This is a genomic window from Scandinavium sp. (genome assembly GCF_032012665.1).
Classification (GTDB): Bacteria; Pseudomonadota; Gammaproteobacteria; order Enterobacterales; family Enterobacteriaceae; genus Scandinavium.
In genome coordinates this window covers 66,809-90,003 of the sequence record NZ_DALZVG010000012.1, presented here as the reverse complement: position 1 = coordinate 90,003, position 23,195 = coordinate 66,809, and the positions used below count along the sequence as shown (strand labels likewise).

Annotated in this window: 19 protein-coding genes; 13 read left to right on the top strand and 6 right to left on the bottom strand. The window is 58.3% G+C overall.

The window, feature by feature from the left end; all coding sequences use genetic code 11:
* Window positions 1–7: 7 nt before the first annotated feature.
* A complete protein-coding gene (locus tag RTU33_RS12005; RefSeq protein ID WP_312627601.1) occupies window positions 8–2,287 on the bottom strand; it encodes an ATP-binding protein in 2,280 nt (759 codons plus the stop codon).
* A 262-nt stretch (window positions 2,288–2,549) separates the two neighbouring features.
* On the opposite strand from RTU33_RS12005, the gene RTU33_RS12000 reads away from it, so the two are divergent.
* From RTU33_RS12000 to RTU33_RS11975, 6 genes are all read left to right on the top strand, one after another.
* Window positions 2,550–4,070 (top strand): sugar ABC transporter ATP-binding protein, encoded by a 1,521-nt coding sequence (locus RTU33_RS12000; protein ID WP_312627600.1) that lies wholly within the window; start codon window positions 2,550–2,552, stop codon window positions 4,068–4,070.
* The gene (locus tag RTU33_RS11995) at window positions 4,067–5,074 is read left to right on the top strand and encodes an ABC transporter permease subunit (RefSeq protein ID WP_312627599.1); all 1,008 of its coding nucleotides are present in this window, start codon (window positions 4,067–4,069) and stop codon (window positions 5,072–5,074) included. The genes RTU33_RS12000 and RTU33_RS11995 overlap by 4 nt, the downstream gene beginning before the upstream one ends.
* 111 nt (window positions 5,075–5,185) lie before the next feature.
* Window positions 5,186–6,127: an ABC transporter substrate-binding protein gene (locus tag RTU33_RS11990; protein ID WP_312627598.1), complete on the top strand. Its 942-nt coding sequence runs from the start codon at window positions 5,186–5,188 to the stop codon at window positions 6,125–6,127.
* 130 nt (window positions 6,128–6,257) lie between these two features.
* Complete coding sequence (locus tag RTU33_RS11985) at window positions 6,258–6,953, top strand: D-lyxose/D-mannose family sugar isomerase (protein WP_312627597.1); 696 nt, start codon at window positions 6,258–6,260, stop codon at window positions 6,951–6,953.
* A gap of 127 nt (window positions 6,954–7,080) precedes the next feature.
* A complete protein-coding gene (locus tag RTU33_RS11980; RefSeq protein ID WP_312627596.1) occupies window positions 7,081–7,941 on the top strand; it encodes a ketose 1,6-bisphosphate aldolase in 861 nt (286 codons plus the stop codon).
* Complete coding sequence (locus RTU33_RS11975; RefSeq protein ID WP_312627635.1) at window positions 7,938–8,948, top strand: carbohydrate kinase family protein; 1,011 nt, start codon at window positions 7,938–7,940, stop codon at window positions 8,946–8,948. Before RTU33_RS11980 ends, RTU33_RS11975 begins: the two co-directional genes overlap by 4 nt.
* Window positions 8,949–9,036: 88 nt before the next feature.
* Here RTU33_RS11975 and RTU33_RS11970 read toward each other — a convergent pair whose 3' ends face one another.
* On the bottom strand, window positions 9,037–9,768 hold the full coding sequence (locus RTU33_RS11970; protein WP_312627595.1) for a response regulator transcription factor: 732 nt from the start codon (window positions 9,766–9,768) through the stop codon (window positions 9,037–9,039).
* Between the two features lie 262 nt (window positions 9,769–10,030).
* Between RTU33_RS11970 and fdhF the strand changes: the two genes are divergently transcribed.
* Together fdhF and RTU33_RS11960 are read left to right on the top strand one after the other, a co-directional pair.
* Window positions 10,031–12,178 (top strand): formate dehydrogenase subunit alpha, encoded by a 2,148-nt coding sequence (fdhF, locus tag RTU33_RS11965; protein WP_312627594.1) that lies wholly within the window; start codon window positions 10,031–10,033, stop codon window positions 12,176–12,178.
* 125 nt (window positions 12,179–12,303) lie between these two features.
* Window positions 12,304–12,972 (top strand): tetratricopeptide repeat protein, encoded by a 669-nt coding sequence (locus RTU33_RS11960; protein ID WP_409438246.1) that lies wholly within the window; start codon window positions 12,304–12,306, stop codon window positions 12,970–12,972.
* Between the two features lie 162 nt (window positions 12,973–13,134).
* Here RTU33_RS11960 and gltP read toward each other — a convergent pair whose 3' ends face one another.
* The gene (gene gltP / locus RTU33_RS11955) at window positions 13,135–14,448 is read right to left on the bottom strand and encodes a glutamate/aspartate:proton symporter GltP (protein WP_312627592.1); all 1,314 of its coding nucleotides are present in this window, start codon (window positions 14,446–14,448) and stop codon (window positions 13,135–13,137) included.
* 417 nt (window positions 14,449–14,865) lie between these two features.
* Between gltP and acs the strand changes: the two genes are divergently transcribed.
* From acs to actP, 3 genes are all read left to right on the top strand, one after another.
* The gene (gene acs / locus RTU33_RS11950) at window positions 14,866–16,824 is read left to right on the top strand and encodes an acetate--CoA ligase (protein WP_312627591.1); all 1,959 of its coding nucleotides are present in this window, start codon (window positions 14,866–14,868) and stop codon (window positions 16,822–16,824) included.
* A 221-nt stretch (window positions 16,825–17,045) separates the two neighbouring features.
* Window positions 17,046–17,357 (top strand): DUF485 domain-containing protein, encoded by a 312-nt coding sequence (locus RTU33_RS11945; RefSeq protein WP_312627590.1) that lies wholly within the window; start codon window positions 17,046–17,048, stop codon window positions 17,355–17,357.
* On the top strand, window positions 17,357–19,006 hold the full coding sequence (gene actP / locus RTU33_RS11940; RefSeq protein ID WP_312627588.1) for a cation/acetate symporter ActP: 1,650 nt from the start codon (window positions 17,357–17,359) through the stop codon (window positions 19,004–19,006). The genes RTU33_RS11945 and actP overlap by 1 nt, the downstream gene beginning before the upstream one ends.
* Window positions 19,007–19,122: 116 nt before the next feature.
* Here the strand turns inward: actP and RTU33_RS11935 are convergent, their stop codons facing one another.
* Window positions 19,123–19,812: an LrgB family protein gene (locus RTU33_RS11935; RefSeq protein ID WP_312627587.1), complete on the bottom strand. Its 690-nt coding sequence runs from the start codon at window positions 19,810–19,812 to the stop codon at window positions 19,123–19,125.
* Window positions 19,805–20,215: a CidA/LrgA family protein gene (locus RTU33_RS11930; protein WP_312627586.1), complete on the bottom strand. Its 411-nt coding sequence runs from the start codon at window positions 20,213–20,215 to the stop codon at window positions 19,805–19,807. Before RTU33_RS11930 ends, RTU33_RS11935 begins: the two co-directional genes overlap by 8 nt.
* 102 nt (window positions 20,216–20,317) lie before the next feature.
* Between RTU33_RS11930 and RTU33_RS11925 the strand changes: the two genes are divergently transcribed.
* The gene (locus RTU33_RS11925; RefSeq protein WP_312627585.1) at window positions 20,318–21,205 is read left to right on the top strand and encodes a LysR family transcriptional regulator; all 888 of its coding nucleotides are present in this window, start codon (window positions 20,318–20,320) and stop codon (window positions 21,203–21,205) included.
* 7 nt (window positions 21,206–21,212) lie between these two features.
* Here RTU33_RS11925 and RTU33_RS11920 read toward each other — a convergent pair whose 3' ends face one another.
* Entirely contained in the window at window positions 21,213–22,067 is an 855-nt protein-coding gene (locus RTU33_RS11920; RefSeq protein WP_312627584.1) for an SIS domain-containing protein, read from the bottom strand.
* Between the two features lie 216 nt (window positions 22,068–22,283).
* Here RTU33_RS11920 and murQ point away from each other — a divergent pair, with 216 nt between their 5' ends.
* The gene (gene murQ, locus RTU33_RS11915; RefSeq protein ID WP_312627583.1) at window positions 22,284–23,195 is read left to right on the top strand and encodes an N-acetylmuramic acid 6-phosphate etherase; all 912 of its coding nucleotides are present in this window, start codon (window positions 22,284–22,286) and stop codon (window positions 23,193–23,195) included.

Below are 23,195 nucleotides of genomic sequence, written 5' to 3'. Positions count from 1 at the left end.
ATCTCAATTACGTCTGCGCCTGACGCAGCGCCTGTGCAAGCTGCGTTCGGGTAAAGGGTTTTCGCAGCAGCGCCACGTCCGGCAGCTGCGGGTTGTTTGCCGGACGCAGATCCTGACCGCTGATCATCAGCACGGCGACCTGCGGATGGTAAGTGCGCGCGTGATTCACCACTTCCGCACCGCTCAGCCTGCCCGGCAGCATCAAATCACTTATCAGCATCGCTATCTCTTCTGAGGCATCAAGTAGCGCGATAGCCTGATCGCCGTCGGCGGCCTCCAGCGTCAGCCAGCCCAGCTGGTGCAGCTGTTCGCACAGAGTCTGACGCACGTCGGTTTCGTCCTCCAGCACCAGCGCCAGCCGTTCGGCGGGTAGCTCATCGGCCACGATGGCTTCCGGCAATCGTTCCACTGCCTGTAGCGTCGAACGTGGCAGCTGTAGCCGTACCGTGGTGCCCTGCCCCGGCGCGCTCTCGATTTCCACCCGCCCGCCGGACTGGCGGACAAACCCGTAGACCATCGACAGCCCGAGTCCGCTGCCGCTGCCGGTCTGCTTAGTGGTGAAAAACGGCTCGAACACCTGCGTCTTTACCTCCTGCGACATGCCGATGCCGTGGTCGATCACCTCAATGGCCACCATATCCTGCCTGCGCCCGTCGCTGCGGGTGACGCGCTGGTTCCAGGTGCGAATTTTGATAACGCCGGACTGCCCGTCCATCGCATCGCGGGCGTTCATCACCAGGTTTATAATGGCGTTCTCAAGCTGACCAACGTCGATCCACGCCGACCAAGCCGGGCTTTGGGCCTCAATATCCAGCGTTAGCGTGGAGGGCAAGGAGTGGCGCATCAGTTCGCCGAGGTTCTCCAGCAGTCCCTTCATCTCAACGGCGTGCGGATGCAGCGACTGCTTACGCGAGAACGCCAGCAGGCGCTGGGTAAGCAGGGCTCCGCGCTCGGCGGCTTTCAGCGCCCGGGAGATACGCGCCTCATCGTCTTCGTTCGGCTTCACCAGCTCGAGGCTGCCGACAATCACCGCCAGCAGGTTATTGAAATCGTGGGCCAGGCCACCGGTCAGCTGTCCGACCGCCTTCATTTTCTGGCTGTGCAGCAGGGCATCCTCCAGCCCCTGGCGCTCGATGCGATCGAGCTCCATCTGCGTTGTCTTTTGCTTCAGCAGCCTTGAGGCGTGCTCAAGCGAAGCGGTGTTGCGGGCAAATACGCTGAAGGCACGCGCCAGTTCACCCAGCTCATCGCGCCGCTGCAATGCAGGCACGGAAACGTCCTGCTCGCCGTGGGCCAGCCGCGACATCGCCGAGGAGATGGCGTTCAGGTTCGAGCCCAGGTTGCGATAGATATACCAGCCCGCAAAGCCGGTGATGATCAGCGCCAGCAGGGCAAAGCTGACGATCAGGTCAACAATCGACCCCAGCTCGCGATGGCTTTCGGCCACGCGCTGTTCGGATGAACGCGCCACCTGCATCACGTACTGATTGATGTCGTCGTTGAGGATGGCGACCAGCGCTTTGATGTGGAACATGTACCAGCTGATAGCCAGATCGCTTTGCTCAAGCTTTACGGAGAGCGGCGCCAGCTTGTGCAGCTCAGCGTTAAAGTCCGGCAGGATAAAGGCGATGGGAAGATCGGCGCTTGCCTGCGGCACGCCAGCCATCACCACGTCCAGCTGACGCACCACCGAACGCGGCGTCGGCGTTTCAATCGCCGCCGTCATCAGCCGATCCATTTCCTTCAGCAGGCGCTCATCCAGCGAACCTTCGCCAGGACGCTGGTTAATCGTTTCCAGATGTCGCAGATAGCTCTGATTCTGATAGAGGGAACTTAGCAGAGCGTTACGCTCAAGATGGCGCTGCTGGCCGCGCTGTAGCATCCCTTCCACGCTTTGCTGAAGTTCATTGCTGCGCTGGATAATACGCTGCACCAGCTCCGGTTCATGGCTTGCCAGGGGTGCGGCGGCCAGCTGGTCGAGAGAATGTTTCAGCGCGCTTTGCGTTGCCTGTAAACGCTCCGCTTCACCTTTGTATTCCAGCGCGCCAACGACCTGTGAAAGCCGCACCGCCGCCGTCGCCACGTTCGCCGTATCGCGCGCCAGGTTCATGCTGCTGGTGACGTCATCAAAGGTCTGCTGCTGCACCTGCTCCTGGATCTGACTGGCGTGACGAAAGCCCAGCACCGCCGCCGCACTCACCATCAGCGTCACCGCCACCACCAGCAGGTTGAAAAACAGCAGGCGGCCGCGGGCGCTGGTAAAGAACGAGGGTTGGCGTAGTGGCATGGTATCTCCGTTTGTGAGCTTCGTGCATACCCTCTCCCCGGCCCTCTCCCAAAAGGGAGAGGGAGAAAACCAAACCGGCTCCGGTCGCGTAAGGGAGAATGCCGATCGGTTCCCTCTCCCTCCGGGAGAGGGTCAGGGAGAGGGCTGACTGTGACCCGAATCAAATTCCCCGCACTATGACAAATATGAACGGCCTCTGACATTTTGCATTTACTTTCCTGTGATGGACTGCTGATATCGACCTTCCCTCAGGAGTTGCGCCATGAATCAGACGCCGGTACTTGAGATGCGCAATATCGCCAAAGCGTTCGGCAAGTTTTATGCGCTGAAAGGCGTGGATTTAACGGTATTTCCCGGCGAAATCCACGCCCTGATGGGGGAAAACGGCGCAGGCAAAAGCACGCTGATGAAAATCCTCGCCGGGGCCTATACCGCCACCAGCGGCGAGATCCTGATCGACGGCGAGCCCCGCGCTATCAAAGGGCCGAAAGACGCGCTGGCAGCGGGCATTACCCTGATTTATCAGGAGATGCAGCTGGCCCCAAATCTAACCGTCGCTGAGAACATTTTCCTCGGCAGCGAGCTGTCCCGGGGCGGGCTGGTACAGCGGAGAACCATGGTCGCTCAGGCGCAGGAGGTCATTAACCGCCTCGGCGCACAGTTCAAAGCCACCGATCGGGTAATGAAGCTCACCATTGCCGAACAGCAGCAGGTGGAGATCGCCCGCGCGCTGCACCGCAATAGCCGCATTCTGGTGATGGATGAACCCACCGCGGCCCTCTCCTCCCGCGAAACCCATCGCCTGTTCGAACTCATTTTGCGCCTGCGCGACGAAGGGATGGCAATCATCTACATCAGCCACCGCATGGCGGAAGTGTATGAGCTCTCCGACCGCGTCAGCGTCCTGCGCGACGGGCAGTACGTTGGCAGCCTGATGCGCGACAAGCTCAACGCCTCCGAGCTGGTGCGCATGATGGTGGGCCGCCCGCTGAGCGATCTGTTCAACAAAGAGCGTGATATTCCCCACGGCCAGCCGCGCCTCAACGTTCATCATCTGACGGACGGCGGCAAAGTACAGCCATGCAGCCTGCTGGTGCGCTCTGGCGAAATCGTCGGCCTGGCAGGCTTAGTGGGTGCGGGCCGCTCCGAACTGGCGCAGCTGATTTTCGGCGTGCGTAAAGCCACCGGCGGCGTGATTGAAGTGGACGGCGAACCCGTGCTTATTCACTCCCCGCGCGAAGCTATTGATTTAGGCATCGGCTTCCTCACCGAAAACCGCAAAGAGCAGGGGCTGTTCCTCGAACTGGCTGCGCAGGAAAACATCACCATGGCGACGCTCGAGCGTGACGCGCATTACGGCATGCTCGATCGCAAAAAGGCGCAAAGCATTTCCGACGACGCCATTAAATTGCTGAATATTCGCGTGCCGCATTCCCAGGTGCGGGCGGGCGGCCTGTCCGGCGGCAACCAGCAGAAGCTGCTGATCTCCCGCTGGGTGGCCATTGGCCCGCGCATTCTGATCCTCGATGAACCAACGCGCGGCGTGGACGTCGGCGCGAAAAGCGAGATCTACCGCATCATGAACCAGATGGCGCGTCAGGGCGTGGCCATCCTGATGATCTCCAGCGAGCTGCCGGAAATCGTCGGCATGAGCGACCGGGTGTACGTCATGCGCGAGGGCAGCATTGCCGGTGAACTGCTGAACCACGACATCACCCAGGAAAATATTATGACGCTCGCCACGGGCGTGAACGAATCCCACCACCAGGCGGTACAATCATGACCACGCAAAAAGAGAATTCCGTGCCTTCGCCGCAGCAGGTGGCAAAAACCTCGGCCCGCAAAATGCTGATGGGCGATCTGATGCAGACCGTGGGGATCCTGCCGATCCTGATCCTGATTGTGGCGGTATTTGGCTTCGTTGCGCCGAACTTCTTCACCGAAAGCAATCTGCTGAACATTACCCGCCAGGCGTCGATCAACATCGTGCTGGCGGCGGGGATGACCTTCATCATTCTCACCGGCGGGATAGACCTTTCCGTGGGTTCCATTTTGGGCACCACGGCGGTGGCGGCAATGGTGGTATCGCTGATCCCTGAATTTGCCATGCTCTCAATTCCCGCCGCGCTGATGCTCGGCCTGCTGCTCGGGCTGTTTAATGGCGCACTGGTCGCTTTCGCCGGACTGCCGCCGTTTATCGTCACGCTCGGCACCTATACGGCGCTGCGCGGTGCGGCTTATCTGCTGGCGGACGGCACGACGGTGATCAACTCCAATATCAGCTTCGAATGGATCGGCAACGATTATCTCGGGCCCATTCCATGGCTGGTAGTGATCGCACTGGCGGTGATCGTGGTGTGCTGGTTCATCCTGCGCCGCACCACCCTCGGCGTTCACATTTACGCGGTCGGGGGCAACATGCAGGCGGCGCGCCTGACGGGCATTAAGGTGTGGCTGGTGCTGCTGTTTGTGTATGGCATGAGCGGCCTGCTCTCCGGGCTCGGCGGGGTGATGAGCGCCTCGCGGCTCTACAGCGCCAACGGCAACCTCGGCATGGGCTACGAGCTGGACGCCATCGCGGCGGTGATTCTCGGCGGCACCAGCTTCGTCGGCGGCATCGGCACCATCACCGGCACGCTGGTGGGGGCGCTGATTATCGCCACGCTCAACAACGGCATGACGCTGATGGGCGTCTCCTACTTCTGGCAACTGGTGATCAAAGGGGCGGTGATCATCATTGCGGTACTGATCGACAAATACCGTACCCGACACCATCAAAGTGCATAAACCTGCCGGATGCGGCGTATCCGCCTTATCCAGCCTACCGATCCGTAGGCCTGATAAGCGCAGCGCCATCAGGCACTCACAACAAAAAGTACTCTACATGAGGAAAGTCATATGCGTTTGAAGCCCATTGCTATTGCGCTCTGTGCGGGAGCGCTGCTAACCGCAGCGCCGTTCACCCAGGCCAAAGAGCTGAAGTCCATCGGCGTGACGGTCGGCGACCTTGCCAATCCGTTCTTCGTGCAAATAACCAAAGGGGCTGAGCTGGAAGCCCGCAAGCTGGCTGGCGATAACGTGAAGGTGACGCTGGTCTCCAGCGGCTACGATCTTGGCCAACAGGTCACGCAGATCGATAACTTTATCGCCGCGAAGGTCGACATGATCATTCTTAACGCCGCGGATTCCAAAGGCATTGGCCCCGCGGTGAAACGTGCGAAAGAAGCGGGGATCGTGGTCGTGGCGGTTGACGTGGCGGCCGAAGGGGCCGACGCAACCATCACTTCCGATAACACCCAGGCGGGCGAAATGGCCTGTAAATACATCACCGATCGCCTGAACGGCAAAGGCAACGTGGTGATCATCAACGGGCCGCCGGTGTCCGCCGTGCAGAACCGCGTCGAAGGCTGTCAGACCGAGTTCAAAAAGCACCCTGACATCAAGGTGCTGTCTGACAACCAGAACGCCAAAGGCAGCCGCGAAGGCGGGCTGGAGGTGATGACTTCGCTGCTGGCAGCGAATCCGAAGATCGACGGCGTGTTCGCGATTAACGATCCAACGGCGATCGGTGCCGATCTGGCCGCGAAACAGGCGCAGCGTAAAGAGTTCTTTATCGTCGGCGTCGACGGCAGTCCGGACGGTGAAGAAGCGCTGAAGCGCGAGAACTCGCTGTTTGTGGCAACGCCTGCGCAGGATCCGCAGGTAATGGCAGCAAAAGCGGTGGAAATCGGCTATGACATACTACAGGGCAAACCTGCGCCGAAAGAGCCCGTGCTGATCCCGGTGACGTTAATCGATAAGAAAAACATCGGAACGTATAAGGGCTGGACGGTTAAGTAAGGATTGTGCAGCCACTTCCCCTCACCCCGGCCCTCTCCCCAAAGGGGCGAGGGGAAACGTCAAAACCGCACCGTACAGTTCCCTCTCCCCTATGGGAGAGGGTTAGGGGTAACACGCCAAAGGAGAATCTATGAAACGCTCCGACATCAACGACATACTCGGTCAGACGCGGCAGTTTTTCTCCATGCACGACGTCCACCTGCCCGCGTTTGCCAGCTTCCCGCCAACGAAGTGGCACCAGCTCGACCCGGATGCCTGGCACGAAGTGTTTGCCCTTAAGCTCGGCTGGGACGTCACCGCCTTTGGCGGCACAAATTTTCTGGCGCAGGGGCTGACCCTCTTTACCCTGCGTAACGGCTCGCCCAACGGTATGCCCTATGAAAAGAGCTACGCGGAAAAAATCATGCACGTGCGCGACGGGCAGGTGACGCCGATGCATTTCCACTGGCGCAAGCGGGAAGACATTATCAACCGCGGCGGCGGCAATCTGATTATTGAGCTGTGGAACGCGGATATGAACGCGCAGACCGAAAACACCGACGTCACCGTGACGCTCGACGGCTGTCGGCAAACGCATGCCGCAGGCAGCCAGCTTCGGCTGTCGCCGGGGGAAAGCATCTGCCTGCCGCCGGGGCTTTATCACAGCTTCTGGGGCGAGCGCGGCTTCGGCGACGTGCTGGTGGGAGAAGTCTCCACCGTTAACGATGACGACCACGACAACCACTTCCTGTTTCCGCTCGATCGCTACAGCAGCATTGAAGAAGACGAGCCAGCGCATCTGGTGCTGTGCAATGAATACCGCCTTTTCATTAACCATACCCAATAGATTTCAGGCTGCGGAAAGGCGGCAAGAGAGCAAATCCCGATGCGCTTACCTCAGTAAGTGATTCGGGTTTGTGAACGCCGCCAACGTAACTGCAGCCTGAAAGATGACGGGTATGAAGGAGAACGCTATGCCTCTGATCTCCCTCGCCGACGGCCTGGCCCACGCTCGCGAGCATCGCTACGCGCTGGGCGCGTTTAACGTCCTCGACTCCCATTTTCTACGCGCACTGTTTGCCGCCGCGGAGCAGGAGCGCTCGCCTTTTATCATCAATATCGCCGAGGTGCATTTTAAGTACCTGTCGCTGGAATCGCTGGTCGAAGCCGTGCGTTTTGAGGCTTCCCGGCACGACATTCCGGTGGTGCTGAACCTCGATCATGGCCTGCATTTTGAGGCGGTGGTGCGTGCGCTGCGCCTGGGATTCAGCTCGGTCATGTTCGACGGCTCAACGCTCGATTACGACGAAAATATTCGCCAGACCCGCGAAGTGGTGAAGATGTGCCACGCGGTTGGCGTATCGGTTGAGGCAGAACTGGGCGCGGTAGGCGGAGACGAAGGGGGCGCGCTGTACGGTCACGCCGACGAAGCGTTTTTCACCGACCCAAATCTGGCACGCGAATTCGTCGACAGAACGGGCATTGACGCCCTCGCCGTCGCCATAGGCAACGCCCACGGCAAATACAAAGGCGAGCCGAAGCTCGACTTCGCCCGCCTCGACGCCATTCGCGAGCAAACCGGCCTGCCGCTGGTGCTGCATGGCGGCTCCGGCATCAGCGATGCGGATTTCCGCCGCGCCATTGAGCTTGGCATTCACAAAATCAACTTCTACACCGGGATGTCGCAGGCAGCGCTCGCGGCGGTGGAGCAGCGCATAAACCATCGTCAGCCGATTTATGACGAGTTTGCCGAACTGCTGCTCGGCATTGAAACCGCGATTACCGATACCGTCGCGGAACAGATGCGCATCTTCGGCAGCGCGGGGAAAGCCTGATGGAGCGCATCGGCATTATCGCTGCCGGGAATATGCTGGTCGATCACGTGCATAAAATCGTGCAGTGGCCGGAGCGCGGCTGGCTGGCAGAGATCACCCACAGCGAGCGTTCAACGGGCGGCGCACCGCTGAACGTGCTGCTGACGCTCGCCAAAATGCGCAGCCACCTGCCGCTGCAGGCGGTCGGGCTGGTGGGCGAAGACAGCGACGGCGACTACATCATGGCGATGCTCGACCAGTATCACGTCAACCGTCAGCACGTGCAGCGCACCAGCTTTGCGCCAACGTCAATGTCGCAGGTGATGACCGATCCCAGCGGCCAGCGCACGTTCTTCCACTCACCTGGCGCGAATCGCCTGCTTGATCTGCCCGCCTTCGACAGGCTGGAAGGATCGATGAAGATCTTCCATCTCGGCTATCTGCTGCTGCTCGACAGCCTCGATCTGGCTGATAAAGAGTACGGCACCCGCGCCGCTCGCCTGCTGGCCCAGATGCGCGAGAAAGGCTATGAAACGTCGCTCGATTTGGTGTCGCGTAAGGGCGACCCGCGCTATCAGCCGCTGGTGCGCCCGGCGTTGCAGCACCTCGATTATCTGGTGATTAACGAACTGGAGGCGGGAGAATTTAGCGAACTGGCGATTCGTGCCGAAGAGGGAGAACCGATTATCGACAATATCGCCGCTGCCGCCGCGCTGCTGCTGAAAGCTGGCGTGAAGCAACGGGTGGTGATCCATTGCCCGGAGGGCGCATGGTGTGAAGCGCCGGGCGAAGCAGGGCAATGGGTGCCGTCATGGCGGCTGGAGCAAAGTGAGATTATCGGCAGCGTCGGCGCCGGAGATGCTTTCTGCGCCGGGTTCCTGTACGGCTGCCACGAAAAGTGGGGGCTGAAAGAAAGCGTGCAGTTAGCCCACGCCTGCGCAAGAGCCAGTCTGCAGTGCGCCAACGCAATTGACGGAGCGAAATCGCTCGATGAGCTGCAGCTGTTTATCAGTGAGCATCAGGCCTGAATTACCGGGCGGCGCTTCGCTTGCCCGGGCCTACAACTGCAGCATCAGTTTTTGTAGGCCGGATAAGCGTCAGCGCCATCCGGCAAAACTACGCAGCTTTATCGCTATGCACCACGTCCGCCGCAAATACATATCCCAGCCCGCGCAGGGTTTTAATCAGCGTCGGCTGGTGCGGGTTGGTTTCAATTTTCCGCCGCAGGCGCATGATTAGCACGTCGATGGTGCGGTCAAACACCTCGATGCTTTCGCTGTGGGTGAGTTCCAGCAGCTGTTCACGACTCAGCACGCGTCGGGCGTTTTGCGCCAGCGCCAGCAGCAGACCGTATTCGCCCTGGGTCAGCGCGACCGCCTGCTGTGTGGGAGCGATCAGCTCACAGCGTTCGGTGTCCAGCCGCCAGCCGTTGAAGCTCATGCCGCTACCCTGCCCGCTGCGTACGTCCACCGTCAGCGCGCCGCTGCGGCGTAGCACCGCCTTCAGGCGAGCCACCACAATGCGCGGATTAAAAGGTTTGCCGATGTAGTCGTCGGCGCCCATCTCCAGACCTACCACCACGTCGGATTCGCTGCCCATGCCGGTCAGCATCACCACCGGCAACTCCGGTCGCAGCCGCTGGATCTGCGTGAGCACCTGCAGGCCATTGATGTCAGGCAGCATCATGTCGAGCAGCACCAGCGCGATATCGGCCCGCTGCGCCACGGTCTCCACGCCGGACTGACCGAGATGGCACACGGCCACGTCAAACACGTGCTCGGCGAGGACATCCCGCAGGAGTTCGCAGATTGCCGTGTCGTCATCAATCACCAGTATGACCGGTTTCATCGCCATTCCCCTGCCCAGTTCGCCATGGAGTAAGTCTGGATGATTCTGCGGCGCCCTCCAGCCAATGCCAGCACCAGGTGATGAATCTTTAACCGCCGTCACATCGCAGCGCTTTTCGACACGTCAAAACTGTCGAGTCGCGCAGTTTCGTCATTCACTGGCGCGGCTCGCCCCGCGAATACCCACACAATAAAGAGTGGCATAAAACCTGCATCAGGGAGCCCTGAACGCAATTTGCGACTGGTTAACTGGAGCGAAACCGATGAAAAAAGTCGTCACGGTTTGCCCTTACTGCGCATCGGGCTGCAAGATAAACCTGGTGGTGGATAACGGCAAAATAGTCCGGGCGGAAGCGGCGCAGGGGAAAACCAATCAGGGCACGCTGTGCCTGAAAGGTTACTACGGCTGGGATTTTATCAACGATACCCAAATCCTCACCCCGCGCCTGAAAACCCCAATGATTCGCCGCGAGCGCGGCGGCAAGCTGGAGGCGGTGTCCTGGGATGAAGCGCTGAACTACGTGGCCGAACGCCTGAGCGCGATCAAAGCTAAATACGGCCCGGACGCTATTCAGACCACGGGGTCGTCACGTGGTACCGGTAATGAAACTAACTATGTGATGCAGAAATTTGCGCGCGCCGTTATTGGTACCAATAACGTCGACTGCTGCGCACGCGTCTGACACGGCCCTTCGGTTGCAGGTCTGCACCAGTCGGTCGGTAACGGCGCAATGAGTAATGCCATCACCGAGATTGATAACACCGATCTCGTGTTTATTTTCGGGTACAACCCGGCAGATTCACACCCTATTGTGGCGAACCACGTGATCAACGCCAAACGCAATGGGGCGAAAATTATCGTCTGCGATCCGCGTAAAATTGAAACCGCGCGCATTGCCGATATGCATATCGCACTGAAAAACGGTTCAAATATCGCGCTATTGAATGCGATCGGTCACGTAATCATCGAAGAAAACCTCTACAACGCGACTTTCGTCGCCAGCCGTACCGAGGGCTTTGAGGAGTATCGCAAAATCGTTGAAGGCTATACGCCGGAGTCGGTGGAAGCCATTACCGGCGTGAGCGCGCAGGAAATTCGCCAATGTGCGCGGATGTACGCGGGCGCGAAATCCGCCGCCATCCTGTGGGGCATGGGCGTGACCCAGTTCTATCAGGGCGTGGAAACGGTGCGTTCGCTGACGAGCCTCGCGATGCTGACCGGCAACCTTGGTCGTCCGAGCGTGGGCGTGAACCCGGTGCGTGGTCAAAACAACGTGCAGGGCGCGTGCGATATGGGCGCGCTGCCGGATACCTATCCGGGCTATCAGTACGTCAACAACCCTGCCAACCGTGAGAAGTTCGCCAAAGCCTGGGGCGTGGAAAGCCTGCCTGCGCATACCGGCTATCGCATCAGCGAGCTGCCGCACCGTGCGGCGCACGGCGAAGTGCGCGCGGCGTACATCATGGGTGAAGATCCGCTTCAGACGGACGCTGAACTCTCTGCGGTGCGTAAAGGGTTTGAAGATCTCGAGCTGGTTATCGTGCAGGACATCTTTATGACCAAAACTGCTTCGGCGGCGGACGTCATTTTGCCGTCCACCTCCTGGGGTGAGCACGAAGGCGTTTACACCGCCGCAGACCGCGGCTTCCAGCGCTTCTTCAAGGCGGTAGAGCCGAGGTGGGATCTGAAGACCGACTGGCAGATCATCAGCGAAATCGCCACCCGCATGGGCTACCCGATGCACTACAACAACACCCAGGAAATCTGGGATGAGTTACGTAATCTGTGCCCGAGCTTCAAAGGGGCCACTTACGAAAAAATGGGCGAGCTCGGCTATGTGATGTGGCCGTGCAGCGATGAGTCCGACGCCGATCAGGGCACGTCGTACCTCTTTAAAGAGAAGTTCGACACGCCAAACGGCCTGGCGCAGTTCTTCACCTGCGATTGGGTTGCGCCTATTGATAAGCTCACCGAAGAGTATCCGATGGTGCTCTCCACGGTGCGCGAAGTCGGCCATTACTCCTGTCGTTCGATGACCGGCAACTGCGCGGCGCTGGCGGCGCTGGCCGACGAACCAGGCTACGCGCAAATCAACACCGCAGATGCCGCAAGGCTCGGTATTGAGAATGAAGCGCTGGTGTGGGTGAATTCGCGTAAAGGCAAAATCATCACCCGGGCGCAGGTCAGCGATCGCCCGAACGTCGGGGCGGTGTATATGACCTACCAGTGGTGGATTGGCGCCTGTAACGAGCTGGTGACCGAAAACTTAAGCCCGATAACCAAAACGCCGGAGTACAAATATTGCGCCGTTCGGGTAGAGCGTATCGAGGATCAGCGCGCGGCTGAGCAGTACGTGATCGACGAATACAACAAGCTGAAATCCCGTCTGCGTGAGAGTGCGCTGGGGTGAGGCTGGCTCGTTGATGGTGATGAGGGGTGAATTTTTTCACCCTTTTTTTAGTACAGATGCATCATTTCAATCTTTTTGGTCGCCCTTTATACTGCGTGTCCTCCCTTTCAGATGAAAAAATGATGATGAAACGCTGCGTTTGGTTGCTCTTATTCCCGCTGCTGGCTCAGGCCGACGAGATTGGCTCACAGTACAGAGAGCGGGCTGAAACGGGTGACAGACGCGCACAGTATTATCTCGCCGATACGTATTACAGTTCCGGTGATGAGCAACATGCCCGCTATTGGGCCGAGAAAGCCGCTGAAAACGGCGAGCCGGATGCCGCCGCCCTGCTGGCGCAGATGATGATGAAAACCAATCTGCCCGGTGCCCGAAAGCTTGCGGAACAGGCCACGCTCGCGGGCAGCGCCAACGGGGAAATCATTCTCGCCCACACCTTAGTGAACACGCTTGCAGGTAAGACGGATTATCCGTATGCGCTCTCATTGTTAGAGAAAGCTGCGAAAAAGACGGACAGCGACGCCGCCGTGGATGCACAGATGCTTCTCGGGCTCATTTACGCCAATGGGGGTGAAGTCAGTGAAGATGATGCTAAAGCTACAGAGTACTTCAAGCGTAGCTCGATGCTATCGCGCTCCGGCTACGCCGAATACTGGGCGGGCGAAATGTTCCTCACCGGCGAAAATGGCTTTATCCAGCCGAACAAGCAGAAGGCGCTGAGCTGGTTTAACGTCAGCTGTCTGGAAGGCAATGATTCAGGCTGTGAAGCGCTGGATGCGCTGAGCGGGGAGTAAAACAGCCCGCGCGTTTCTTTAAGGGCATTGTCGGGTGGCGCTTACGCTTACCCGACCTACAAAAAACTGCCGAACGGCGCTTCGTTTGCCCGACCTGCATGAACTATGCAGGCCGGTAACGCGTAGGCCGGGTAAGCGCATGCGCCACCCGGCACTGTTTTGTTAACGATTCGCGGTCTTATCAAATTTACCCAGCATTTCACGCTCGTAGGCCTGCGCTTTTTTGCGGTCAAACTTGTGTTCCCACTTGGCAATCACCAGCACCGCCAGCGCGTTACCCACCACGTTCAGCGCCGTACGCGCCATGTCGAGGATACGATCAACGCCGGCGATAAACGCCAGGCCTTCCAGCGGAATGCCCACGCTGCCAAGCGTTGCCAGCAGCACCACGAACGACACGCCCGGCACGCCCGCAATGCCTTTTGAGGTCACCATCAGCGTCAGCACCAGAATGATTTCCTGGCCGAGCGACAGCTCAATACCGTAGAGCTGAGCGATGAAAATCGCCGCGATGCTCTGGTACAGCGTCGAGCCGTCGAGGTTGAAGGAGTAGCCCGTCGGCACCACGAAGCTGGTGATCGACGAAGGTGCGCCGTAGGCTTCCATTTTCTCAATGATGCGCGGCAGTACGCTCTCGGAGCTTGCCGTGGAGTAGGCCAGAATCAGCTCGTCTTTCAGGATGCGGATCAAAATCCAGATGCTCAGGCCGCACATTTTGGCGACCGCGCCAAGAACCACCAGCGCGAAGAACAGGATGGCGACGTAAACCAGAATCACCAGCTTGGCGAGCGGCCACAGTGAGGCAAAACCGAAGTTAGCCACGGTCACCGAGATCAGCGCGAACACGCCAATCGGCGCATAACGCATGACCATGTGCGTCACTTTGAACATCGTTTCGGACACGGAGCGGAAGACGGTCACCAGCGGTTCACGGTGCGCAGACGGCAGCGACGACAGGCCCAGGCCAAACAGTACCGAGAAGAAGATAATCGGCAGCATGTCACCCTTCGCCATGGAGGCGAAAATGTTGGTCGGCACCAGCGACAGGATCGTGCCCATCAGGCCATGCGCGTGGCTGGCCACTTCCGCCGTGGTGTTCTGGTATTTAGAGATATCGACCGTGGCGAGCGTCGACATATCGATGCCTGCCCCCGGCTGGAACACGTTCGCCAGCGTAATGCCCAGAATGATGGCGACGGTGGTAATAATTTCGAAATAGATAATGGTTTTTGCGCCGATACGCCCGAGCGATTTAGCATCACCCACGCCCGCAATCCCGACCACCAGCGTCGAAATCACAATCGGTACCACGATCATTTTGATCAGGTGAATAAAGATATCACCGGCAGGCGACAGCAGGTTGGCAATCAGCCATTCACGGCTATCGCTTTGATAATGAAGGTAGCTTCCCAGGAGAATACCCAGCACCAGGGCCAGCAGAATTTGCCAGGCCAGGCTGACTTTTGCTTTTTTCATAATTGCAGACTTCCTCAATGCACAGCGGCATTCATGTTAATGAATGTCACCCACTGAAAGGGGGATGATTTGTGTTGCGTATCTGTGTGGAGTTTTTTTACGCGGCGTATGAGTATCACCTGTACGGCATGTCGCGCAAGCCTTTCAGAACGGGGCTTTTGGCTGACAAAAGCGAGATTAGCGCGAATTAAGTCTGTTTACGGTAAATAACCGTTTGTTATAGAAAACTTTTTTTATCCTAAAAAAGTATATATTCATTATCGTGATTATTTTTACTCGAAGATTCATTTGGCTAAATTTCATACACTACAAACAATGCGTGATCTGTCGCCCAAATAATAAACAAAGCCTGTAAAGACTCTATTATTAACGTTTGTTTGACATATATTTAACATTCTAATAAGGAGAGCAAAAGCCATGAGCCAGATCCATAAACACTCTATTCCCGCAAACATTGCGGAAAACTGCCTGATTAACCCGGAACAATATAAGACAAAGTATCAACAGTCAGTCAGCGACCCGGACGCCTTCTGGGGCGAACAGGGGAAAATCCTCGACTGGATCAAACCGTATAACACAGTCAAAAACACCTCCTTCGCGCCCGGCAACGTCTCCATTAAATGGTACGAAGACGGCACGCTGAACCTGGCGGCCAACTGCCTTGACCGTCACCTGGCCGAGCGCGGCGATCAGACGGCCATCATCTGGGAAGGCGACGATGCCAGCCAGAGCAAACATATTACCTATAAGGAACTGCACCGCGACGTCTGCCGCTTCGCGAATGTCCTGACCGACCTGGGCATTAAAAAGGGCGACGTGGTGGCCATTTATATGCCGATGGTGCCGGAAGCCGCCGTGGCGATGCTCGCCTGTGCGCGCATTGGCGCGGTGCATTCCGTTATTTTTGGCGGTTTCTCGCCAGAAGCAGTCGCTGGCCGCATTATCGACTCCAGCTCACGGCTGGTGATCACCGCCGATGAAGGCGTGCGCGCCGGGCGTTCAATTCCGCTGAAGAAAAACGTCGACGATGCGCTGAAAAACCCGAATGTGAAAAGCGTTGAACACGTGGTTGTACTCAAACGCACCGGCGGCAAAACCGAATGGCACGAAGGCCGCGATCTGTGGTGGAGCGACCTGACAGAAAAAGCCAGCGATCGGCACCAACCGGTCGAAGTTGGCGCGGAAGATCCGCTGTTCATCCTGTACACCTCCGGTTCCACCGGCAAACCGAAAGGCGTGCTGCACACCACCGGCGGCTACCTGGTTTACGCGGCAACCACCTTCAAATACGTCTTTGACTATCATCAGGGCGACATCTACTGGTGCACCGCCGACGTGGGTTGGGTCACCGGCCACAGCTACCTGCTGTACGGGCCGCTGGCCTGCGGCGCGACCACGCTGATGTTCGAAGGCGTGCCAAACTGGCCGACGCCCGCTCGCATGAGCCAGGTCGTCGACAAGCACAAGGTCAATATTCTCTATACCGCGCCGACTGCGATTCGTGCGCTGATGGCCGAAGGCGACAAAGCAATTCAGGGCACCGACCGCTCAACGCTGCGTATTCTGGGCTCCGTCGGCGAACCGATTAACCCGGAAGCCTGGGAGTGGTACTGGAAGAAAATCGGCAACGAGAAGTGCCCGGTAATGGACACCTGGTGGCAGACCGAAACCGGCGGCTTCATGATCACCCCGCTGCCAGGTGCTACGGAGCTCAAAGCAGGCTCGGCAACGCGTCCGTTCTTTGGCGTGCAGCCTGAGCTTGTCGATAACGAAGGCAACAGGCTGGAAGGTGCAACCGAAGGCAACCTGGTCATTACCGATTCCTGGCCGGGTCAGGCACGCACACTGTTTGGCGACCATGAGCGCTTCGAGCAGACCTATTTTTCAACCTTCAAAAACATGTACTTCAGCGGCGACGGCGCGCGCCGTGACGAAGACGGCTACTTCTGGATCACCGGCCGCGTCGATGACGTGCTGAACGTTTCCGGTCACCGTCTTGGCACCGCTGAGATTGAGTCAGCGCTGGTGTCGCATCCCAAAATCGCCGAGGCGGCGGTGGTCGGCATTCCGCACAGCATTAAAGGTCAGGCGATTTATGCCTACGTCACCCTGAACCACGGCGAAGAGCCGAGCCCGGAACTGTACACCGAGGTGCGTAACTGGGTGCGTAAAGAGATTGGCCCGCTGGCGACGCCGGACGTGCTGCACTGGACCGACTCGCTGCCGAAAACCCGCTCCGGCAAAATCATGCGCCGCATTCTGCGCAAGATTGCCGCCGGGGATACCAGCAACTTTGGTGATACCTCAACGCTTGCCGATCCGGGCGTGGTGGAAAAACTGCTCGAAGAGAAGCAGTCCATTTCGGTGCCTTCTTAATCACGGCTGAATTGCCCGGCGGCGCAAGCTTGCCGGGCCTACAAAACGTAGGCCGGGTTAACGACAGTGCCACCCGGCAATGCATTGCTTTACCAGCAAGGTGAGAGTGTTTTTCCGTATGCCACTCTCCTCCCATTCTTGTCCTGATAAGGACAAGAGCACAGTACGGTGTTCTGTTTGCCCTACATAAAAAACTAGTATCTACCTCTGGAGACTCTGTGATGAATCAAGATATCTGTCAGCAGATAGAAGACAGCGCGCATTTCAGGGAGTTAGTCGACAAACGGCAACGGTTTGCCGCCATTCTGTCCGTTATCATGCTTATCGTGTACGTCGGTTTTATTCTGCTGATCGCCTTCGCGCCCGGCTGGCTTGGCACGCCGCTGCACGCGGGCACCAGCGTCACCCGCGGCATTCCCATCGGCATTGGCGTTATCGTGATCTCTTTCCTTCTGACGGGCGTATACGTCTGGCGGGCCAACGGGGAGTTCGACAAACTGACCAAAGCGGTGATGCGTGAGGTGAAGGCATAATGAAAAAGCTACTGACGGCGCTGGCCGCCACTCTTCCGCTGGCGGCGAACGCTGCCGACGCCATCACCGGCGAGGTGCAGCGTCAGCCGACAAACTGGGAAGCCATCATCATGTTCCTGGTGTTCGTGGTGCTGACGCTCTACATCACTTACTGGGCCTCCAAGCGCGTACATTCACGTAACGATTACTACACTGCGGGCGGTAACATCACCGGTTTGCAGAACGGACTGGCGATTGCCGGGGACTTTATGTCCGCCGCGTCGTTCCTCGGGATCTCTGCGCTGGTCTACACCTCCGGCTACGACGGGCTGATTTACTCGCTTGGCTTCCTCGTTGGCTGGCCAATTATTCTGTTCCTGATCGCCGAACGCCTGCGCAACCTCGGGCGCTACACCTTTGCCGACGTGGCGTCCTATCGCCTGAAGCAAGGGCCCATCCGCACCCTTTCCGCCTGCGGTTCGCTGGTGGTAGTGGCGCTGTATCTGATTGCGCAGATGGTCGGCGCGGGCAAGCTCATCGAGCTGCTGTTCGGCCTCAACTACCACGTCGCCGTGGTGCTGGTGGGCGTGCTGATGGTGATGTACGTGCTGTTCGGCGGCATGCTGGCGACCACCTGGGTGCAGATCATCAAAGCAGTGCTGCTGCTGTTCGGCGCAAGCTTTATGGCATTTATGGTGATGAAGCACGTTGGCTTTAGCTTCAATAACCTGTTCACCGAAGCGATGGCGGTGCATCCGAAAGGCGCGGCAATCATGAGCCCGGGCGGGCTGGTGAAAGATCCGATTTCCGCACTCTCTCTCGGCCTCGGCCTGATGTTCGGCACCGCCGGGCTGCCGCATATTCTGATGCGTTTCTTCACCGTCAGCGACGCCCGTGAAGCACGTAAGAGCGTGTTCTATGCTACTGGCTTTATGGGCTACTTCTACATCCTGACCTTTATCATCGGCTTCGGCGCGATCATGCTGGTCGGCGCGAACCCGGCGTTTAAAGACGCGGCGGGCCAGCTGATCGGCGGCAACAACATGGCGGCGGTGCATCTGGCAGATGCGGTCGGCGGCAACCTGTTCCTCGGCTTTATTTCGGCCGTGGCGTTTGCCACCATTCTGGCCGTGGTTGCTGGTTTAACGCTGGCGGGGGCATCAGCGGTATCCCACGATCTTTACGCCAACGTCTTCCGCAAAGGCGCGTCCGAGCGTGATGAGCTGCGGGTATCGAAAATCACCGTGCTGATTCTTGGCGTAGTGGCAATCCTGCTGGGCATTTTGTTCGAGAAGCAGAACATCGCCTTTATGGTGGGCCTGGCGTTCTCCATCGCCGCGAGCTGTAACTTCCCGATCATTCTGCTGTCGATGTACTGGTCGAAGCTGACCACTCGCGGCGCGATGATTGGCGGCTGGCTCGGCCTGCTGACGGCGATTGTGCTGATGATCCTCGGCCCAACTATTTGGGTGCAGATCCTCGGTCACGAAACAGCCGTGTTCCCGTACGAATATCCGGCGCTGTTCTCTATCGCCGTGGCATTCATCGGGATTTGGTTCTTCTCGGCAACGGACAACTCAGAAGCCGGGCTGCGCGAACGCGAGCAGTTCCGTGCCCAGTTTATCCGTTCCCAGACCGGACTCGGCATCGAACAGGGCCGCGCGCACTAAAGAAATGCCCGGTGGCGCTGATTGCCAGGTGGCGGCTAACGCCTGACCTGGCCTACAAACCGGGCCTGCAATCAGCCAGGCCGGGTTAACGCAGCGCCACCCGGCAATGAGGACTTTCAGAACATCACCCACGCCACCAGCGGGGCGGCGAGCACCGTAGCGACGCCGGAAAGCATCATCACCAGGCTTGCGACAACCCCTTCCTGCGGGCCTAACTCATAGGAACGTGCCGTTCCGGCACCGTGCGAGGCGGCACCAAACCCGGCCCCTTTCGCCATTCCTTCACGGATTGCCAGACGCATAAACAGCGCATCCCCCACTGCCATGCCGAACACGCCGGTGATCACTACAAACAGCGCCACCAGTTCAGGCTGTCCGCCAATCGGCTTAGCGGCCGCCAGGGCAAAAGGCGTGGTGATAGAGCGCACGGCGAGGCTGCGCTGAATTTCATCGGGTAGAGTAAACAGACGGGCCAGCCACACGGAACTGGTCACCGCGACAACCACCGCAGTCGTCACGCCCGCGGCGAGCGACATCCAGTGACGCTTTATCACCGCGAGGTTGTCATACACCGGCACCGCAAAGGCTATCGTCGCCGGGCCAAGCAGCCACAGCAGCCAGTGCGCTTCGCCCATGTAGTTTTGATAAGAGATGTGGCCGAAAATCAGCATCAGCACCAGCAGGATCGGCGTGAACACCAGCGGCATCAGCGGCAGTTTGCGAAAACGTCGATACAGACGTTTATTGGCGTAATAGAGCCCGAGGGTAATCGCGAGGCACAGCAGGCTCAGCGTTAAGCTATTCATGCTTCATCCTGCTTAATTCAAAGCGATAGACTTTATCCACCACCCACGCCGTTGCCCCCAGCACCAGCATCGTGCTCAGCGCGATCACCAGAAAGATTTTCCAGCCGTCGACCATCAGCAGCTGCGCGTAGTTAACCACAGCCACCACGGCAGGCACGAAGAAGAGCAGCATTTCCGCCAGCAGCCAGCGGGACCCGGCACGCACCCAGCTAAGGGGGAGAACGCGGCAGATAATCAGCGCCAGCATCAGCACCAGCCCCACCAGGTTGGCGGGCAGCGGCAGATGCCCCCACGCCACCAGATGCTCAGCCAGAACAAACAACCCGGCATACAGAACCACCTGCACCGGAACCTGAAGATGATGCAGGACAGCAGGCGTTACGCGCCCTGAGGCCACAGCCATGAAAGGAATTCCTGAAAAAAGTGAAGGCGCTCAGTATAGTGAGCCGCCGACTGCGACTGAAATGAATTAAAATCATTGAAGGTATAGTTTCGAGGAATGATCATGGATATCAGAACGCTGCGCTATTTCGTTGAAGTGGTTCGCCAGCAAAGCTTCACCCGCGCGGCAGAGAAGCTGTTTGTCACCCAGCCCACCATCAGTAAGATGCTGAAAAATCTGGAAGATGAGCTCAACTGCACCCTGCTCATTCGGGATGGCCGCAAGCTGCTGCTGACCGATACCGGTCGCGTGGTCTTCGAGCGCGGCGTGGCCATTCTGACCGAATTTCGCCAGCTGGAAGCGGAACTCAGCGACATCAATCATCTGCATAAAGGTCTTTTGCGCCTCGGCATTCCGCCCATGGTTGGAATGCTGATGGCCGGGCCAATCAGCCTTTTTCGCCAGAGCTACCCCGGCGTCGAGCTGAAAATTGCCGAATTTGGCGGCCTGACGGTACAGCAGGCGGTGGTCAATGGCGAACTCGACGTGGCCATGACCGCCCTGCCCGTGGACGAAGAGAGCGGTCTCGCCACGCTGCCATTGTTCAGCCACCCGCTGTGCGTGCTGGTGCCGCGCTCCGGCGAGTGGTTAAACATGGAAACCATCGGCCCCGAGCAGCTGGCCGCGCATCCGCTGTTAATTTACAACGAAGACTTCGCTCTTAGCCGCCAGCTGATGCAGCTCTTTTCTGAACACGACGTCAAACCTCGCATCGCGGTACGCAGCGGGCAGTGGGATTTTCTGGCGGCAATGGTGCAGGCGGGCGTGGGCGTGGCGATTTTGCCGGAACCCATTTGCCAGCGGCTCGATAAAAACACATTACGCTGGATCCCCCTCGACAGCCCGCTGCACTGGCAGCTGGGGCTTATCTGGCGTGAAGGAACTTACCTTTCCCACAGCGCACAGGCCTGGCTCAAGTGCTGCGAAGGGTTTTGGCAGCCCGGCGGCTGAGCCGCCGTTACAGCTTATCGACCAGCGTCCGGCTCTGAGAAATCAGCTCCCGACGCCCTTCATCCCCCTGCTGGAGCAGGCACACGAACAGCAAATCAATCAGCGTATGCTGGGCGGTACGCACAGAAATCGACGAACTGTGGGTTTTGCTGCCGTCGGCCAGCGTATCGAGGCACAGATCCGCCGCCTGGCGAAGCGGCGACTGATGCAGGGAAGTCAGCGCAATGACTTTCGCCCCGCGCGCTTTTGCCGCTTCGGCAGCGACCTGTACTTCCCGCCGGTTGCCGGAAAACGATATCGCAATCTGGACATCGGCGGCGGTCAATGATTGCGCCACGGTGATCTGCACGTGACTGTCCATCTCATGCATTACCGGATAGCCGATTTTCATCAGCTTGTACGCCAGGTCTTTGGCGATCAGCGACGACCCGCCAATGGCGATTATCTGCACGCGTCCGGCAACGCGGATCAGATCCACGACCCTCTGAAGTCTGGCGAAATCAATCCCGTTGGTGGTATCGCGCAATGCCTGCTGCTTTTCCAGCAGCAGTTTCTCCGCTATCTGCGGGAAGGTGTCTTCACTGTTGATTTCATTGTGAATATAGGCAACGTCGTTTTTGCGTTCGGTGCTTTGCTGCCCCCACTCTTCCACCAGCGCGATTTTAAAATTGGTGTAGCCCTTGAAGCCGAGTTTCTGCGCAAACTTGATGATGCTCGACTGGCTGATGCCCAACACCTGCGCCAGCTCCGGCGAAGAGAACTGTTTAACGCGGCCCGGGTTATCAAGAATGAAGTCCGCAATCTTGCGCTCGCCGGGAGTGAACAGCGATTTATTATGCAGGATGGTATTGATGTGTTTCATAAGTCGATAACCAGACGCTTAGTTTTGGGGGTTCACCCGGGTGTAAAATACTATGTCATTCCCTTCGGCTTTACACCCTTATCCTGTTTCAGACTATGAACGCCGCCCACGGTGACTGAGATCACAGATCGCCAAATGGGATAAAATATTACTTTTAGCATTTATTATTGGAATATATTATTCCAAACATTAAGCACGTTATTCATCGAGGCCGTTATGAAAATTGATTTATCCACCCTGACCACCGAAAGCCGCAACCAGGCGAGTGAAAACATCGATAACCTGTCCACCCTGGACATGCTGAAAGTGATCAACGCCGAAGATAAAAAAGTGGCACTGGCAGTGGAAGAGCAGCTCCCTGCGATCGCCCAGGCCGTCGATGCCATCACCCAAGCGTTCGCCTGCGGCGGCCGCCTGATTTACTGTGGAGCGGGCACCTCGGGCCGTCTTGGCATTCTCGATGCCAGCGAATGCCCGCCAACCTACGGCACGCCGCGTGAAAGGGTGGTGGGGCTGATTGCCGGTGGCCACACCGCGATTCTGCAGGCGGTTGAAAACGCAGAAGATAATGTCCAGCTCGGCGAACAGGATCTGCGCGACCTTGCGCTGAACGAGCGCGACGTGGTTGTCGGTATCGCCGCCAGTGGCCGCACGCCGTACGTCATCGGCGCGCTGAAATACGCCCGCAGCGTGGGTGCCACCACGGGCGCTATCGCCTGCAATCGCGGCAGCGAAATTGGCAAGCTGGCCGATATCGCTATAGAACCCCTGGTCGGCCCGGAAGTGGTGACCGGCTCTTCCCGTATGAAGGCAGGCACCGCGCAAAAACTTATCCTGAATATGCTGACCACCGGCGCAATGATCCGCTCCGGTAAAGTGTTCGGCAACCTGATGGTTGACGTGGAAGCGACCAACGCCAAGCTTCTCCAGCGCCAGGTGAATATCGTGGTGCAGGCGACCGAATGCGATGCCGCCACCGCCGAAGCTGCGCTGAATGCCTGTAACCGCCACTGTAAAACCGCCATCGTGATGATCCTGGCGGGACTCAGCGCGGCAGAAGCAGGCGAAACGCTCGCTAAAAATAACGGCTTTATTCGCAGCGCCATTCAGGGCATCGGGAGCAACTAA